Here is a 16,491-nt window from a genome sequence, read left to right as displayed (position 1 = left end):
TGGTCAGCGCAGGGCTGCTTCGCTTCGCAGGGCTGCTTTGCTCAATAGAGCGCGGCTCGGCTCCGTGCGGCTCAAGCCGCTTCGAGCTTATGCGAGAACGTCGCGAGTGGACGTAACGAGAACGCAGGTGCAGCCGGTTTCGCTCCAGACGCGCTTGTCCGCGGTTCCGGGCTCGGCTCTGTTGTAGTCGCCGGGATAGAGCTTGCGATCGTCTATCCACAGCTCACCGTGGAGCAGATGCAACTCTTCGACGCCGGCATGGACGTGAGGCGGATAATCGGTTCCGGGCGCCAGGCGCACGAGCATGCTGACGCGATGCTTCTCCGAATCGGTCGCGAAGATCTTGCAGGAAATGCCCGGCGCCACTTCCTTCCACTCGGGCTCCTCCCATCGACGAGGCGCCGGTATCGCCGCTTCGCGACCCGCTTCTCCCGTGACGCGCTGCGCAAGGCGTCCCCACAGCGATTGCGGTGGGCGCAACACGTCGGTCGGCCAGAAAACCAGGGTGTCGACCACCGGGCGCAGCGTCTGCAGCTCGCTCTGGCAATCGGGACACCGGGCGATGTGCGCTTCCGCTCCAGGCACTTCGCTCGAAGGCAATGCCTGCAGCAGGTACAGGGAGACCAGCTCCGAATGGTCCATCCCGCGATTGCTCGTTGAGCTCATGCTTCCCACCTGCCTGCCAGAGCCATTCTGAGCTTCTGCAGGCCGGAGCGAATTCGTGTTTTGACGGTCCCGAGCGGCTCGTTCAGCCGTGCCGCGGTCTCCGCGTACGTGAGCTCGGAGAAGAAGGCCGTCTCGATCGCCTGCCGCTCGTGCGGGCTCAACTCGGCCATGGCATTTCGTAGCAGGCGGGACTGCTGCTGCATCTCCAGGCTGTCGTGAGGATTGCTCGCAGCCGCGGCCCAAACCGGTTCGTCCGGATGCTGGTTGACGCGCTTCTTGCGCTGCTCGAAGCGCAAGCGGTCGATCGCTCGGGAGCGCGCCTGATTCATGATCCAGCCCATGACCGATCCGTTGGCCGCATCGTAGCTCGCTGCGCGCCGCCACAGATCGTGGAACAGATCCACTGTGAGCTCTTCGGCGGTCTCGCGATTGTTGGTGATTCGCACGATCAAGGTGAATACGATCCGATGTGTTCGTTCATACAGCGCTTGCAACGCCCGCAAATCGCCCGCGGCCATGCATTGCACAAGCGCCACCAAGTCGATTTCGGACAGAGTGTTGTCCGGCTTGTCGCCATAGAGCAGATCGCCGAGAGTTAGCACCGAAGCGCCAGGCTGCCCCTCGGGCACATGTTTCATTGCACCCATGGCGACGGATTTTGGATGCTGAAATCATGGTTGGCAAGCCGGTTTTACGGCAATGGCGCGTCCGCGGGGTTCCCCGCGCCAGCCCGAGGGAGGGCGGACTGGGGTGCGTGGCTGGGGTGCGTGGGCATCTTGGCCGCTTCGGATTTCAGAAGCTCCAGCTCCAAGGCGAGGAAGCAGCGGACATGGAGATGGGCGTTGGTCGAGTCCGCCTCGGCGTTACGCGTAAACTCCAATTCGACCGCCATTTCATCGTGCTTGATCGCAACACCGCATAGCATGCACGGGCAGCCTGCGAAGCCTGCCCCGCCCCAAACACGATCGGGGCGGCGGGAGGGCAGTTTCCCGGTTCGTATCAGTTCGCGCGCTTTCTCGCGCAGAATATTTTCGCCGCTCATCGAGCTGACCTTCTCCTCAGTGCCACACGTCCATCGGCTATCGCTGCACGCCTTGCGCTGCGCGATTCATCTGTTACAAACACCAAACGTCAATCGTGCGCTGCTGGATTGGGTTTTCAGGAAAAATAGTGCGCTCGGCCGCGTTTTCGCTCTTCGGGGCGAGCGGGGCGGTTCGCCGCCCGCAGCGCGGGTCATTCGCGGGGAGGAGCGATGCAACAGTCGAAGCCGTTGTGCGGCAGCCCAAGTCCGGGTTCTGTGTCCGAGGTATTCAAGGCGTTCCTTGTGCTCGGCCTGACCTCCTTCGGCGGGCCCGTCGCGCATATCGGCTATTTTCGCGAGGCGTTCGTTGCGCGCCGCAAGTGGCTCGACGAGGCCGCCTATGCCGATCTGGTCGCACTTTCGCAATTCACGCCGGGTCCGGCCAGCAGCAAAGTCGGAATCGCCATCGGCCTGGCGCGTGCCGGGCTGCCCGGAGCCCTTGCCGCATGGGTGGGATTCACGCTGCCTTCGGCGCTGGCGCTGATCCTGTTCGCGTACGGCGTGGATGGTTTTGCCGGCGATTTGAATGCGGGCTGGCTGCAAGGTCTTGCGATCGTCGCCGTTGCGGTGGTTGCCCAGGCGGTATGGGGAATGGCGAAGAATCTCTGTCCGGACGCGCATCGATTCACGGTCGCCGTCTTCGCCGCGGTACTCGTAACCACTTGGCCCACTTCGATGGGGCAAGTCGCCGCGATTGCAATCGGTGCACTGGCCGGTTGGCTGTTCCTGGCAGGAAAAAGCGATAACGCGTATGCCGAGCTCGACATGCCGTTCGGCAAAGCGGCCGGCGCGGTGTGCCTCGGGCTGTTTTTCGCCTTGCTGATCGGCTTGCCGGTCGCGGCGGGACTCTATCCGGGCCAGGCCCTTGCCATATTCGATAGCTTCTATCGTTCGGGATCGCTCGTGTTCGGTGGCGGGCACGTGGTATTGCCTCTGCTGCAATCCGAAGTCGTGCCGCCCGGCTGGGTCACGAACGATCGCTTCCTCGCCGGCTACGGTGCCGCGCAAGCGGTCCCCGGGCCGCTCTTCACGTTTGCCGCTTACCTGGGAACGATCATGACATCCGAACCCAACGGCTGGCCTGGGGCGGTGCTCTGCATCGTGGCCATCTTCCTGCCGGGGTTCCTGTTGATGGTGGGCGTGCTTCCGTATTGGAACCGCCTGCGGCGCCTGGCTCCGGTACGCTCGGCGCTTGCGGGTGTCAACGCGGCGGTTGTCGGGCTGCTGCTGGCGGCGCTCTATCATCCGGTGTGGACCAGCGCCATCCAGGCGCCGGCCGACTTTGCGCTCGGGCTGGTTGCGTTCGCCTTGCTCGTATTCTGGAAATTGCCGCCTTGGCTGGTCGTCGTCCTGAGCGCCTTGGGCGGCTGGCTGCTGGTGCAGGCGAGCGCGTGGATGCCGGCAACATGACGAGCACCTGCAGCGGAGCTCGACCTCCCGCGCAGCGCGCTCCCGCGCGGCTCACCGCTGCCTTGCGTGTATCGTCTCCAGCAGCGCGCCCAGCTGTTCGACCGGAATCGGCCGCGAGAGCAGATAGCCTTGCAGCTCGTCGCATCCGAGCTGGCTGAGAAGCTGCGCTTGCTCCTCCGACTCCACGCCTTCCGCGATAACCTTCAGCCGCAGGTCGTGCGCGAGCCCGATGACGGTCGATATGATTGCCATGTCTTCTGCGCCGCGGGTCATGTTCACGATGAAGGAGCGATCGATCTTCAGCGCCGCCACCGGTAGCCGAGAAATATAGGCGAGCGATGAATAGCCGGTGCCGAAATCGTCGATCGCCACACCGATGCCCATGGCGTGCAGCGCCTGCAGTTTCGGGATGTTGTCGGCGACGTTTTCCATCGCAAGGCTTTCCGTGATCTCCAGATCGAGTCCGTGCGCCCCCGAAGTCGCGCCCGCGATCGCCTTTTCGACCTCCTGCACGAAGTCGCGCCGTCGCAATTGCACGGCCGAGACGTTGACGGCGATACGAGGACAGGGCACTCCCTCGGCATGCAAGCGCGCGTATTCCCGCACGGCGGTTTCGATCGCCCACCGGCCGACGTTCAGGATCATCCCCGTCTGCTCCAGTATGGGGATGAATTCGAGCGGCGGAACGAGCCCGCTGTCAGGATCGTTCCAGCGGATGAGCGCCTCCAGTCCGACCACGCGCTGCGTGCGAAGATCGAGCTTCGGCTGGTAGTGCAGCACGAACTGGTCGTTATCGAGCGCACGCCGCAGCTTGTTCTCCAGCTGCAACGTTTTCGCCACCCGGGCATTCATGCCCGGTTCGTAGAAGAGGTAGCGTTCGCCCGAGCTCTTGGCCTTGTTCGCCGCCGCTTCGGCATTGCGCAGCAACTCGTCCGGGTTGGCGGCGTCGTCCGGAAAGAGGGCAATGCCGCAGGCCAGCGCCAGCTTGTGGTCCTGGTCGGCGATCCTTACCGGGGCTTCCACCACCCGCGTGACGGAGGTTTCCAAAAGGTGCGCGACCTGGGCGGCATCCCGGGTATCGGCCAGCATCACGGCGTAGGCGTTCGCTCCCACGCGCGCGAGCGAGCCCGCGTCGGGCCAGATGTCGCCGAGGCGCTTCGCCACTTCCTGCAGCACGGCGTCGCCGGCGCTGCGGCCGAACGATTCGTTCACCAGGCGAAAGCGCGGGATATCGATGAACAGCACGGCGATGCGGGCATCACCCGGCCGATGCGCCTGCACCAGCCGACCCAGACGGTCGCTGAACAGCGTTCGGTTCGGCAGACCGGTCAGTGCGTCGTAGTAGGCGAGGTAGTTGAGCCGTTCCTCTTTTTCGATGTGATCGAGCGCGAAGGAGATATCGGCGGCGAGCTGGTTGAGCAGCTTGATCTCGTCTTCGTTGAAGATGCCCGGTTCCGCGGCGATCAGCGTCAGGTTGCCCACCACCCGCTTGCCGATGACGAGCGGCAACACGATGGCCGAGCGATACCCGCGGCGTATCGCTTCCTGGCGCCGAGGCGAGGCTGGGCTCACCTCGCCGGTCAGGTCGTTGCTGTATACCGCACGCCCGCTTCGGATAGCCTCGGCGACCATGCCCTGCGCCGGCTGCGCACCGCCCGCGCCGTACTGAGCATCGAGCAGCCACTGCGCACCGATTCCCGCCTGCGCGATCATCGTCACCGCTGTACGCTCCGCATCGACCTGTCCGATCCATGCGACATCGAAGTTTCCGTCCTCGACCGCGATCCGGCATGCTTCCCGGAACAGTTCGTGGCGATCGAGAATGCGCACGATTGCCGCGTTGATGCCGCTCAACACGGCATGGATGCGGCTCAGGCGTGCGATCTTGTCCTGGCTGGATTTGCGCTCGGTGATGTCGCGCGTGACCACGGCGTAGCCGCGCACGGCCGGCATTTCATTGTAAAGCGGCGTGATGCTGACATTGGCCCAGAACTGCGAGCCGTCCTTGCGCGTGAGCAGCCCTTCGACTCCGAGGTGGCCCGTCGCCGCTGCCTGCGCCAATTGCGCTTCCGGCGAGAGCGGCGTTCGGGAGTCGGTAACCAGGCGATGGAACAAGCCGTATGCGCGGCCGAGCACTTCGTTCTCCGAATGGCCCATGAGCCGCTCGGCGCCGGGGTTCCAGCTCACGAGGTTGCCCGCCGGATCGAGCATGAAAATGGCGTGATCGTTGACGCCGTTGACCAGCAGGCGGAAGCGCTCCTCGGTCGTGCGCAATGCCTGCTCGGCTTGCTGCCGCGCCGCGCGCTCGCGCGCTTCGGTCAGGGCGCGCGTGATGACGGCCGGAAGGCGGCGCAAGTTGCTCTTGAGCACGTAATCGGTGGCGCCGCGCTTGATCGATTCGATGGCACGCTCTTCCCCGATCGTGCCCGAGACGAAGATGTACGGTATGTCCGGCCGCCTCGCCCGCGCGATGTCGAGCGCGCTCAGCCCGTCGAACAGCGGCAGCGAAAAGTCCGACAGGATCAAGTCGGGCGCGAACGCCTCCAGCTCGCGCACGAACGCCGCTTCGTCGGCAACACATGCAATCTCGCATTCCAGGCCGGCATTGCCCAATTGCCGCGATATCAGTTCGACATCGGTGGGCAAATCTTCGAGCAACAGGACCTTTAGTCTCGGATCCATCTAGCGTGCGTGCGCTTGCCCACGAGCGGGCAGTGCGGCGAATGTGAAGATCATGACGTGTGTTGCAGTATGTTGCACTCGGCACGATGGCTCTGCAAGTAGTCCACTATGCAGCCGCCGAACACACGCGGTCAGCGAAGCGCGTGTGTCGGATTTCGCGTGAGCGCGGCATTGAGCGCATCGTGCGCGAGAGCGTTCGATCTCGCGGAAGGCTTGCCGCGCGAGCCGCGGGGCCGCTCCCGCTCCAGCACGCATCAGCGCTCGCGCCTGTGCCGCCATGAGGGTGCTTGCGAAGCTGTGGATTCCCGGCTACATATGTGATTCGTCACAACAATAACGAACAATAACGCAGCCGCAGCTGCGCCCGCGGAGTTTGGCGGTTGACCCGGCGGCAAGCGGCTGGTGGGTAACGGGTCCTGCGGCGAAACGCGATCGGTCCGCGGCTTGCCCGGGACCGCGGACAAGCGGAAGAGATCCGTGGAATACTGGAATTACGCCGTCCTCATCGGCGCCGCATTACTGCTGATCAGCATCGTGGCGAGCGATATCTCGTCGCGCGTGGGCGCGCCGCTGCTGCTCGTGTTTCTTCTGCTCGGCATGCTGGCCGGCGAAGACGGCCCAGGCGGCATCGCGTTCGACGATTTCGAAATCTCTTACGTGATCGGCACGCTCGCGCTCGCGGTCATCATCTTCGACGGTGGCATGCGCACGCAGCGCGAAACGTTCCGCGTTGCCCTGTGGCCCGCCATGAGCCTTGCCAGCGTCGGTGTGGTGACGACCGCTGTCGTGGTCGGCCTGTTCGCAGCCTGGATCCTGCACCTGGGGTGGCTGGAGGGCATGCTGATTGGCGCGATCGTCGGCTCCACCGATGCGGCCGCCGTGTTCGCGCTGCTGCGCACGCAGGGCGCCACGTTGAAGGAACGGGTCGCCTCCATCCTCGAGATCGAATCGGGCAGCAACGATCCGATGGCCATCTTCCTCACCATGGCGTTGCTGGAGCTGCTGATCGCCGGGCGCACGCAGCTCGAATGGTCGCTGCTGACGGCGCTCGCGAAACAGTTCAGCATCGGCGGGCTGCTCGGTTACGTCGGCGGCAAGGCGCTGGTGTGGCTGATCAACTGCTTGAAGCTGATCACCGGGCTCTATCCCTTGCTCGCCGTGGCGGGGGGGCTGGTTGTGTTCGCGATCTCCGCCGAACTGGGAGGCAGCGGCTATCTCGCCATCTATATTGCGGGGTTCGTGCTCGGCAACTCGCGCCTGCAATCGGCGCAGAATATTTTCCGCGTCCACGACGGTCTCGCCTGGTTGAGCCAGATCGTCATGTTTCTGATTCTCGGATTGCTCATCACGCCCTCGGAACTGTTGCCGCTCGCCGGACCGGCACTGCTCGTGGCCGCCGGGCTCATGCTGGTTGCGCGGCCGGTCGCGGTCGTGTTGAGCTTGCTGCCGTTCCGACTTCCGTGGCGCGAGCAGGTCTACATCGGCTGGGTCGGCTTGCGCGGCGCGGTGCCGATCGTGCTGGCGCTGTTCCCGATGATGTACGGGTTGGAGGACGCTCGGCTTTATTTCAATGTCGCGTTTTTCGTCGTGCTGGTGTCGCTCGTGCTGCAGGGCTGGACCATGGCACCGGCGGCGCGCTTACTCAAGCTGGAAGTCCCGCCGAGCATCGAACCGGTGCACGAGCTCACGCTCGACATGCCGGGTCACTTCGAGCACGAGATGGTGTGCTACGAGGCCAAGCAGGGCAGCACCGTGGTCGAGCGGCGCATGGGCGAGCTTGCGCTGCCGCACGGCATTCACGTGATGGCGGTCATTCGCGACGGCGAGCCGCAGACCCTGCAGCCCGAGCTGCGGTTTGCGCCGGGCGATTACGTCTACTTCCTGACCCGCCCGCAGGGATTGGCGCAATTGAGCGCCCTGTTCGACCCGCATCGCCTCCCGGACCGACTGGAAGAACATCGCTATTTCGGCGACTTTCTGCTCTACGGCGATGCCGTCCTGGGCGATCTGGCGTCCGTCTACGGTCTGCCCGTCGAGGACAAGGATGCGCACAAAGCGCTTGCGGACTACCTGGCCGAGGTTTTCCACGGCCGCGTCGTGGTGGGCGATCGGGTGCGCGTAGGGAGCGCCGAGGTGGTCGTGCGCGAGGTGGAAAACGGTACGGTCAAGCGGGTGGGACTTCGTCTTCCGACGGCTGGGTCGTCGAAGTAGGCTCGTTGACGCCTTGGATCCCGCGCGCCGACGAATATCCGGGCTAGCCCGCGTCCGTGCCGTGCCGCGGTGGCTGCAATCCGAGCGGGCGCGCAGCATCGTGCGGCGGATGGCCGGTCTCCAGCATCGACTTCATGCGCATGAGGTCGGCATCGAGCCCGCTCTTCGGGTCGGCGCCGAACAGCGTGGCAACGACATGGCCGACAGCGCCGGCGGGCGGGAAGTAGTGCAGCTGCACGTGCACGCGCGTGGCGTTTTCCCCATCCTGTTCGAATCGCACTCGGCCCGAGTGCTTCACCGCGGTGCGATCGTCGCAACGCCACTCGATTGACTTCTGCGGGACCACCCGGGTGATTTCGGCGGTCCATTCCACCGGCAGCCCGGCCGGACCTTCCACGCGCCAGTAGGAGCGGCTGTCGTCGATCTCCTGCACCTCGCGCACGCGCGTCATGAAGCTCGGGAAGTTGCGGATGCGGGTCCAGAAGTCGAACACCCGTGCGATCGGCGCGCGGATGGTGATCGACTTCTGCACTTCGATGTCGCGGCAATGAGCGCCGACGCCGGCAAGACTGCCAAGCTGCCGATTGGTCGCGGTGCGCAGCAACAGCCCGCCCCCGAACAGGCTCAGTGCCAGCGATACAGGACCGTGCGAGCGCAGCGCGGTTCCGAGCAGGAACAGACCCGCGCTTCCGGTCATCAGCCGCGCGGTCGGCGACCAGTTCTCCTGCAGCAGCTCGAAGCGATGACCGTTGCGTTGCACGCCCCCCTGCAGGGCCGAGATGTTTCCTGCACGCTCGTGCACCTGCAGCTGATCGTCGATCGTTTGTACGCCTGCGACGCCGCGGATCGACTGCAGCAGCCGCGGCGCTTCGACGGCGAGGATCGGACCGCTCACCGTGACGTGGCCGTCGCGGCTCGTGACGTGAACGGCGTGCGGATGCGATACGACACGCCCCAGCCTGGCGCGGATGCGCTCGATCAACGCGCTGTCCGACGCCGCTTGCGCGCCGCCGTTGAGGCGCCGAGCGATGAGCGCCATCATGCCGGCGCCGCGTCCCGCCAGATCGCGCGCAGTCACGCGGCTTGCTTCCCGCGCGAGGCGGCGCATGTGAACCGTTTGATCGCGCAGAAGCGCGCGCCGCCGCCGGCCGTTTTGCCGATCGAAGAAATACATGAGACCGGCGCCGATTCCCGCGGCCAGCAGCCAGGCGCCGGATTGGTCATGGGTGGGATGCGAAGGATAGCGGGCGGATGTCATCGCGCTTCTCCTTGAACGAAAGCGTCGCGAGGACAGACCAAAGAACTGTCAGGCGGACTGTCCCGCGACGCACGGATGGGATGCACCTGCAAACCAGCACGCGCGATGCCCGTTTTGTCTATTCGTTTGTCGATATGGTCTGTTTTGTGCGGGCGCACTCGCGCATAACGCAGCAGCGCGTCAAGTCGATATGGAGACACCCGTGGACGATCCACCAGTTGCAAACGCCGATGCGCCGCTCGATGCCGAGACGTTGCGCGCGCTGCATGCGTGGTGGCGGGCGGCCAACTACCTGGCGGTCGGTCAGATTTATCTGCTCGACAATCCCTTGCTGCGCACGCCGCTGTCGATCGATCACGTCAAGCCGCGTCTTCTCGGACATTGGGGCACCACGCCGGGCCTGAGCTTCATCTGGGCGCATCTGAATCGCGTGCTGCGCCGAGACCCCGCGCTGGACATGATCTACATCGCGGGCCCCGGCCACGGCGGCCCGGCGCTGGCAGCGTGTGCCTGGCTCGAGGGCACGATGTCCGAGCGCTATCCCGAGGTGTCGCTCGACGAGGCCGGCATGCAGCGGCTGTTCAAGCAGTTCTCCTTTCCGGGCGGCATCGGCAGCCATGCCACGCCCGAGGTTCCGGGCTCGATCCACGAGGGCGGGGAGCTGGGCTACTCGTTGGCGCACGCCTACGGTGCGGCGTTCGACAATCCGTCGCTGATCGTCGCCTGCGTGGTGGGCGACGGCGAAGCGGAAACCGGTCCGCTCGCCGCCGCATGGCATTCGAACAAGTTTCTCGATCCCGCCCGCGATGGCGCGGTGTTGCCGATCCTGCATCTGAACGGCTACAAGATCGCCAATCCCACCGTGCTCGCGCGCATCCCGGCGCAGGAGCTGGAGAGCCTGTTCGTCGGCTACGGCTACCGGCCCTACGTGGTGGAAGGCGACGAACCCGAGCGCATGCATCAGGCGATGGCCGCCACGCTCGACTCGGTCATGGCGGAAATTCGCCGCATCCAGGGTGAGGCGCGCTCGGCAGGCGCGGTGACGCGACCGCGCTGGCCGCTCATCATCCTGCGCACGCCCAAGGGCTGGACCGGACCGAAGGAAGTGGACGGCAAGAAGACCGAAGGAAGCTGGCGCTCGCACCAGGTTCCGCTCGCCGAGCTGCGCAACAAGCCCGATCACTTGCGGCAACTCGAAGCGTGGTTGCAGAGCTATCGGCCGGAAGAGCTGTTCGATGCGAACGGCGCGCCGCTGCCGCAGCTGCGCAGCCTTGCGCCGCAGGGCGACCAGCGCATGAGCGCCAGCGCGTACGCCAACGGCGGCATGCTGGTGCGCGACCTGGAGCTGCCCGACTGCCGTGGCTATGCGCTCGAGGTCCCCGCACCCGGTGCGGTCCAAGGCGAGGCCACGCGCGTATTGGGCAAATATCTGCGCGACGTGATGCGGCTCAACCAGCCGCATGCCAACTTTCGTCTGTTCGGGCCCGACGAGGTGGCATCCAACCGCCTCGATGCCGTGTTCGAGGCGTCGCCGCGCACCTGGCTTGCCGAGCACACGGCCGATGACGACAACCTCGCGCCCGACGGTCGGGTGATGGAGATCCTGTCGGAGCACCAGTGCCAGGGTTGGCTCGAAGGCTATCTCCTCACCGGGCGCCACGGCGTGTTCACCTGCTACGAGGCCTTCATCCACATCGTCGATTCGATGTTCAATCAGCATGCGAAGTGGCTGAAGATCGCCAAGGAGGTGCCGTGGCGGCGACCGATCCCGTCGCTCAACTACCTGCTCACCTCGCATGTGTGGCGTCAGGATCACAACGGCTTCTCGCACCAGGACCCTGGATTCATCGACCACGTGGTGAACAAGAAGGCCGGCATCATTCGCGTGTACCTGCCCCCGGACGCCAATACGCTGCTCGCGGTGGCCGCAAGCTGCCTGCGCTCGCGCGACCTGGTGAACGTCATCGTCGCCGGCAAGCAGCCGCAGGCGCAGTGGCTCGACCTGCACGCCGCTTCGGAGCACTGTCGCAGGGGGATCGGCGTGTGGGAATGGGCGAGCAACGAAGACGACACTGCGGATGTCGTCATGGCCTGCGCGGGCGACGTGCCGACGCTGGAAACGCTCGCCGCCGTCGGGTTTCTGCGCGAGCATGCGCCGCAGCTGCGTGTGCGGGTCGTGAACGTGGTCGATCTGATGACGTTGCAGCCGCGCGAGGAGCATCCGCACGGCCTCTCGGACGAAGAGTTCGATGCGCTCTTCACCACCCACCGGCCGATCCTCTTCAACTACCACGGTTATCCGTGGCTTATCCATCGCCTGACCTACCGGCGCACCAACCACGACAACCTGCACGTGCGCGGCTACAAGGAAGAGGGAACGACCACCACGCCGTTCGACATGGCGGTGCGCAACGACATCGACCGTTATCACCTGCTGCTCGACGTCGTGCAGCGAGTGCCCGAGGCGGCGCGCTATGCCACGCGGTTGCGTTCATTCGCCCGAGACAAACTCGCACAGCATGCGCACCATATCGTGCAGCGCGGCGAGGACATGCCGGAAGTGCGCGACTGGCACTGGCAAGGTCAGACCGGGACTGCCGGCGGGCAGGGCGGCGAATGATCATCGTCGTCATCGGCGCTTCGGCGACGGGTAAATCGACGCTCGGAAAGGCGCTCGCCGACGCGCTCGGGTGGCCCTTCCTCGAGGGCGACGATTTCCACCCTGAGTCCAATCACGTGCTCATGGCCGCCGGGATCGCACTCGGCGACAAGGAACGCGCACCGTGGCTCGATGCGCTTGCGCACTCGATCGGCGAGCACGCGCGCACGGGCTCGTCGGCGGTGTACGCCTGTTCGGCGCTCAAGCGCCGCTATCGCGCGGCCTTGCTGGGCGAGGGCACCGCGCCGCAAGCGGTGCGATCCGTCTACTCGCCGCAATCGGTGCGGTTCGTTTACTTGCATGCGCAGCGTGCGGTGCTCGAAGAGCGACTTGCACGCAGGCAGGGTCATTTCTTTCCGGCGTCGTTGCTCGACAGCCAACTGAACGATCTGGAGCCGCCCGGTGAAGACGAGCCCGCGCCCACGTTGACCGTGGATGCAACGCACTCGGTCGATGCGCTGGTCGCGCAGACGCTCGACTGGCTCCGGGCTGCGCGCGACCAAGCCGAGTAGAGCCCCGCATCGACTGACCTGGCCTATCGACGATCTCGACTTGCATCGCCGTCCGCGGGTTCGAGCCATCCGCCGAAGGGCGCGATCATCGCGTCGGCTTCCTTCGGCCCCCAGCTTCCTTGCGCATACGAATGCACCGGGATGCCGGCGCCGAGCACCGGCTCGAGGATGCGCCACTGCGCCTCGATCGTGTCCTGGCGCGCGAACAAGGCGGTATCGCCGCGGATCGCATCGCCGATGAGACGTTCGTAGGCTTGCGTCTCGTCGTCGGGCGCGCTGCAGAATTCCAGCTCCACGTCGTGGCCGCGCATGCGTGTTCCTGCGCTCTTCACGCGCGCGCCGAGCCCGATCTCGACGGCGCCGGGACCGAGCCGGAAGCGGAAATAGTCGGCCGCCGGCGCGTCCTCGAACAGCGCCTTGGGCGGCTCGTGCGAGATCACGCGCACTTCGGTGGCCGTGCGGGCGAGGCACTTGCCGGTGCGGATGAAGATCGGAACGCCGGACCAGCGCCAGGAGTCGATATGCAGGCGCAGCGCCGCATACGTTTCGACCTTCGAATCGGCGGCCACGCCCGGCTCGGACCGATAGCCTTCGAACTGGCCGCGAACCAGATCGGTCGGATCGAGCGGACGCACGCTGCGCAGCAGCTTCGACTTTTCGTCGCGGATCGCTTCGCCCTCGTCGGCGACCGGCACTTCCATCGCGAGCAGCGCCAGCACCTGGAACAGATGGTTCTGCACCACGTCGCGCAGCGCGCCCACTTCCTCGTAGAAGCCGCCACGGCCCTCGATGCCGAAGCGCTCGGCCATGGTGATCTGCACCGCGCGCACGTGATGGCGGTTCCACAGCGGCTCGATGAACGCGTTGGAGAAGCGGAAGTAGAGCAGGTTCTGCACCGGCTCCTTGCCGAGGTAATGGTCGATGCGAAAGATCGCCGCTTCCGGGAAGTGCTCGCACAGGGTGCGGTTGAGCGCCTGGGCCGAGGCGAGATCGCGCCCGAAGGGTTTCTCGATCACGAACCGCCCGCCCTTGCTGCAAGGCAGGCGCGCAAGGCCCGTCATTACCGTCCCGAAGGCATCCGGCGGGATCGCGAGATAGAACAACGGACGCTGCGCCTTGCCCAGCGCTTTGTCGAGGCGCTCGAACAGCTCGGGATCGCGGTAATCGCCTTGTACATAGGTCATGCGCGTGGCGAGCTTTTCGAATGCGGAAGACTCGAATCGACCATGCGCCTTGATGCTCGCCGCGGCCTGTTCGCGAAAGCGTTCGCTGGTCCACTCGGTGCGGGCAACGCCGATCACCGGACCCTCCAGGACGCCATGCGCGGTCAGTCCCGCCAGCGCGGGAAAGAGCTTCTTGTAGGCCAGATCGCCGCTCGCGCCGAACAGCACCACGGTATCGGATACGGGCGCCGTCATGGCTGCCGTCCTGGCGCAGGCGGCTCGTGATGGCCGCCGAACTCCGCGCGCATGGCGGAGAGCGACTTGTCGGCAAATTCCGCTGCGCCTTGCGATGAGAAGCGCGAGAAAAGCGCGGCGCTCAGCACCGGCAGCGGCACACCGGCGTCGACGCCCGCTTTGACCGTCCAGCGGCCTTCGCCGGAATCGCCGACATGGCCGCGAAACGCGGCGAGCTGCGGATCCTTCTGCAAGGCTTGCGCGATCAGATCGAGCAGCCACGAGCGCACGACGCTGCCGTGACGCCACAGCTCGGCAATCGCCGCGAGGTCGAGATCGGAGCGCAGCAGTGCCTCGGATGCAGCCGGACCACGTCCGCGTGCAGCCGCGGCGCGCATGAGGTTCATGCCCTCGGCGTACGCGGCCATCATGCCGTATTCGATGCCGTTGTGGACCATCTTGACGAAGTGACCGGCGCCGTTCGCACCGCAATGCAGATAGCCTTGCGGCGCCGTACTCGCGCCGGTGTTGCCGGGCGGTGATGCTGCTTCGCCCGCGCCGGGCGCAAGCGTGCGAAAGATCGGGTCGAGCCGCGCGACCGGCTGTGGGTCGCCGCCCAGCATCAGGCAGTAGCCGTGCTCCAGGCCCCAGATGCCGCCGCTGGTACCGGCGTCGATGTAATGAATGCCCGCCGCGCGCAGCATGTCTGCGCGCCGCATGGAATCGGGAAAATGCGAGTTGCCGCCGTCTATGACGATGTCGTCGGCGCCGAGCAAGGGGCGCAGCTCGTCGATCGTCGCCTCGACCGCGCCCGCCGGCACCATGAGCCAGACGGCGCGCGGCTTCCCGAGCTTGCCCGCAAGGTCCGACAGGGAATCGGCCTGCCTCGCACCCGCGGCGACCAGGCGCTGCGCGGCGTCGGGCTGCCGGTCGTAGACGACGCAGCGGTGCCCGCCCTGCAGCAGCCGCTGCGTCATGTTGGATCCCATGCGGCCCAGACCGATCATCCCGAGTTCCATAGCGTCACACCTCGATGGCTGTCGTGAATCCGAATGTTATGCCTTGAATGCAAACGCAACATACGCGGCTGCATGCAAGCGCGAGCCGAATGGGCAGCGAGCCCGCAACGGGTATGCCTTTCCGCCGCCGTGCGAGGTAAACGCGGAATTGACCCGCGCCAGGCGAGCTTTTCGGTGCGTGCGATGCACGCACGCGATGCAACAATGCCGCACTTCCTGCCGAAACACCGCGACACCGCGAGCCGGTCCTCGATTGCTTGCGCGCGGTATGTCGTCGGAACGACGAGAAGTCACGCCGGAGGGCGCAGCCCATGGATGCTCGATTCATTCGTCGCCTTGCCGAAGCGGCACAACGGCTCGGCCGCGGCGAGCGTACGCCCCTTCCGGTCGACGCAGCGTCGAGCCCCGACGAAGTCATCCTGACCGGCGTTTTCAATGCCATGCTGAGTCAGGTCGCGGCACTGGACGAGCGGCTTGCCGCGGCCAAAGCCGAAATCGAGCTACAAGTGCAGGCCCGTACGGCCGATCTGAAGGCTTCGAACGCGCAGCTAGAAGCCGCGCTGAGCGGGCATCGTACCCTGGAAGCGAGCCTGCGCGAGACCAAGGAGGCGGCCGAGGCGGCGAACCGTGCCAAGTCGCAATTCCTCGCCAACATGAGCCACGAGATCCGTACGCCGATGAACGGCGTGCTGGGCATGACCGAGCTGTTGTTGTCGACCGACCTTAGCGCGCGCCAGCGTCACTATGCCGAAACGGTGCAGAGCTCGGGCGAGACGCTGCTCAACGTGATCAACGAGATTCTGGATTTCTCCAAGATCGAGGCCGGCCGGCTCGAGATCGAGGCGGTCGAGTTCGATTGCCGTCAGGTCTTGAGCGACGTCGTCAACCTGCTCTCGGAGCGGGCTTCGCGCAAGGGCCTCGTGCTGATGCATCGCACCGAGCGCGCTGTGCCCGAGGCCGTGGTGGGCGATTCGAGCCGCGTCAAGCAGGTGCTGACGAACCTGGTGGGTAACGCGATCAAGTTCACCGAACGCGGCGAAGTGCGCGTGAGCATGAGCCTCGCCGGACGTGAAGGCGACGCCTGCGTCCTGCGCTTCGAAGTGAAAGATACAGGCATCGGCATCGCTCCGGATGCGCTCGCCAGTGTCTTCGATGCATTCTCGCAGGGCGACGCAACGCTGCGTCGCAAGTACGGCGGAACCGGCCTCGGGCTCACCATCGCCAAGCAGCTCGCGCACGTGATGGGCGGGACCATCGGCGTCGACAGCATGCCGGGCCGCGGTTCGACCTTCTGGTTCACGGTGCGTGTACCGGCGATTCGCGCTCAGCGCGGCCACGACGGTTCAGCGCCCGCGGCCGATGCGCTGCCATCGAGCTTCAGTGGCCGCGTGCTGCTCGCGGAGGACAATTCGGTCAATCGCGAGCTGGCCGTGGCGATGCTGGAAGCGGTGGATGTCGACGTCGCGGTTGCTGTAGACGGGCGCGAAGCCGTCGAGGCGGCGGCGAAAGGCGGAATCGACCTGGTGCTGATGGATTGCCAGATGCCCGAGATGGACGGCTTCGCAGCCACGCGCGCGATTCGGGACCGCGAGGCGC

General features: G+C 65.6%; 11 protein-coding genes and 1 pseudogene (1 of these 12 running past the window's edge). 5 read left to right on the top strand and 7 right to left on the bottom strand.

From position 1 onward, the window contains the following. Positions 1-87: 87 nt before the first annotated feature. Genes GEV05_11940 through GEV05_11930 form a run of 3 tightly spaced genes read right to left on the bottom strand, consistent with a single transcriptional unit; the run spans position 88 to position 1,708 of the window. Positions 88-666 carry a hypothetical protein gene (locus tag GEV05_11940; protein ID MPZ44094.1) on the bottom strand — a complete coding sequence of 193 codons (579 nt, stop codon included), beginning with the start codon at positions 664-666 and terminating at the stop codon, positions 88-90. Beyond that, the gene (locus GEV05_11935) at positions 663-1,313 is read right to left on the bottom strand and encodes a sigma-70 family RNA polymerase sigma factor (GenBank protein ID MPZ44093.1); all 651 of its coding nucleotides are present in this window, start codon (positions 1,311-1,313) and stop codon (positions 663-665) included. Before GEV05_11935 ends, GEV05_11940 begins: the two co-directional genes overlap by 4 nt. A gap of 44 nt (positions 1,314-1,357) precedes the next feature. Next, on the bottom strand, positions 1,358-1,708 hold the full coding sequence (locus tag GEV05_11930) for a hypothetical protein (protein MPZ44092.1): 351 nt from the start codon (positions 1,706-1,708) through the stop codon (positions 1,358-1,360). A gap of 210 nt (positions 1,709-1,918) precedes the next feature. On the opposite strand from GEV05_11930, the gene chrA reads away from it, so the two are divergent. Then, entirely contained in the window at positions 1,919-3,157 is a 1,239-nt protein-coding gene (chrA, locus tag GEV05_11925) for a chromate efflux transporter (GenBank protein ID MPZ44091.1), read from the top strand. Positions 3,158-3,208: 51 nt separating this feature from the next. On the opposite strand, the gene GEV05_11920 is transcribed toward chrA, so the two are convergent. Then, positions 3,209-5,839, bottom strand: a complete 2,631-nt coding sequence (locus GEV05_11920) for an EAL domain-containing protein (GenBank protein ID MPZ44090.1) — start codon at positions 5,837-5,839, stop codon at positions 3,209-3,211. 477 nt (positions 5,840-6,316) lie between these two features. Here GEV05_11920 and GEV05_11915 point away from each other — a divergent pair, with 477 nt between their 5' ends. Continuing rightward, positions 6,317-8,050, top strand: coding sequence for a potassium/proton antiporter (locus tag GEV05_11915; GenBank protein ID MPZ44089.1), 1,734 nt, complete (start codon positions 6,317-6,319; stop codon positions 8,048-8,050). A gap of 43 nt (positions 8,051-8,093) precedes the next feature. On the opposite strand, the gene GEV05_11910 is transcribed toward GEV05_11915, so the two are convergent. Further along, entirely contained in the window at positions 8,094-9,308 is a 1,215-nt protein-coding gene (locus tag GEV05_11910) for a BON domain-containing protein (protein ID MPZ44088.1), read from the bottom strand. 190 nt (positions 9,309-9,498) lie between these two features. On the opposite strand from GEV05_11910, the gene GEV05_11905 reads away from it, so the two are divergent. Both GEV05_11905 and GEV05_11900 read left to right on the top strand, forming a co-directional pair. After that, a complete protein-coding gene (locus tag GEV05_11905) occupies positions 9,499-11,928 on the top strand; it encodes a phosphoketolase (protein ID MPZ44087.1) in 2,430 nt (809 codons plus the stop codon). Beyond that, positions 11,925-12,479 carry an AAA family ATPase gene (locus GEV05_11900; GenBank protein ID MPZ44086.1) on the top strand — a complete coding sequence of 185 codons (555 nt, stop codon included), beginning with the start codon at positions 11,925-11,927 and terminating at the stop codon, positions 12,477-12,479. The genes GEV05_11905 and GEV05_11900 overlap by 4 nt, the downstream gene beginning before the upstream one ends. Before the next feature lie 23 nt (positions 12,480-12,502). Here GEV05_11900 and zwf read toward each other — a convergent pair whose 3' ends face one another. Together zwf and gnd are read right to left on the bottom strand one after the other, a co-directional pair. After that, complete coding sequence (gene zwf, locus GEV05_11895) at positions 12,503-13,897, bottom strand: glucose-6-phosphate dehydrogenase (GenBank protein ID MPZ44085.1); 1,395 nt, start codon at positions 13,895-13,897, stop codon at positions 12,503-12,505. Continuing rightward, the gene (gnd, locus tag GEV05_11890) at positions 13,894-14,895 is read right to left on the bottom strand and encodes a decarboxylating 6-phosphogluconate dehydrogenase (protein ID MPZ44084.1); all 1,002 of its coding nucleotides are present in this window, start codon (positions 14,893-14,895) and stop codon (positions 13,894-13,896) included. Before gnd ends, zwf begins: the two co-directional genes overlap by 4 nt. Before the next feature lie 311 nt (positions 14,896-15,206). Here gnd and GEV05_11885 point away from each other — a divergent pair. Continuing rightward, positions 15,207-16,491 (top strand): annotated as a pseudogene (locus GEV05_11885) (response regulator) (it continues 590 nt past the right edge of the window).

The sequence above is a fragment of the Betaproteobacteria bacterium genome, from assembly GCA_009377585.1.
Lineage (GTDB): Bacteria > Pseudomonadota > Gammaproteobacteria > Burkholderiales > WYBJ01 > WYBJ01.
Note: the sequence above shows the minus strand (reverse complement) of the source record. Positions and strands in the feature narration are given on the sequence as shown.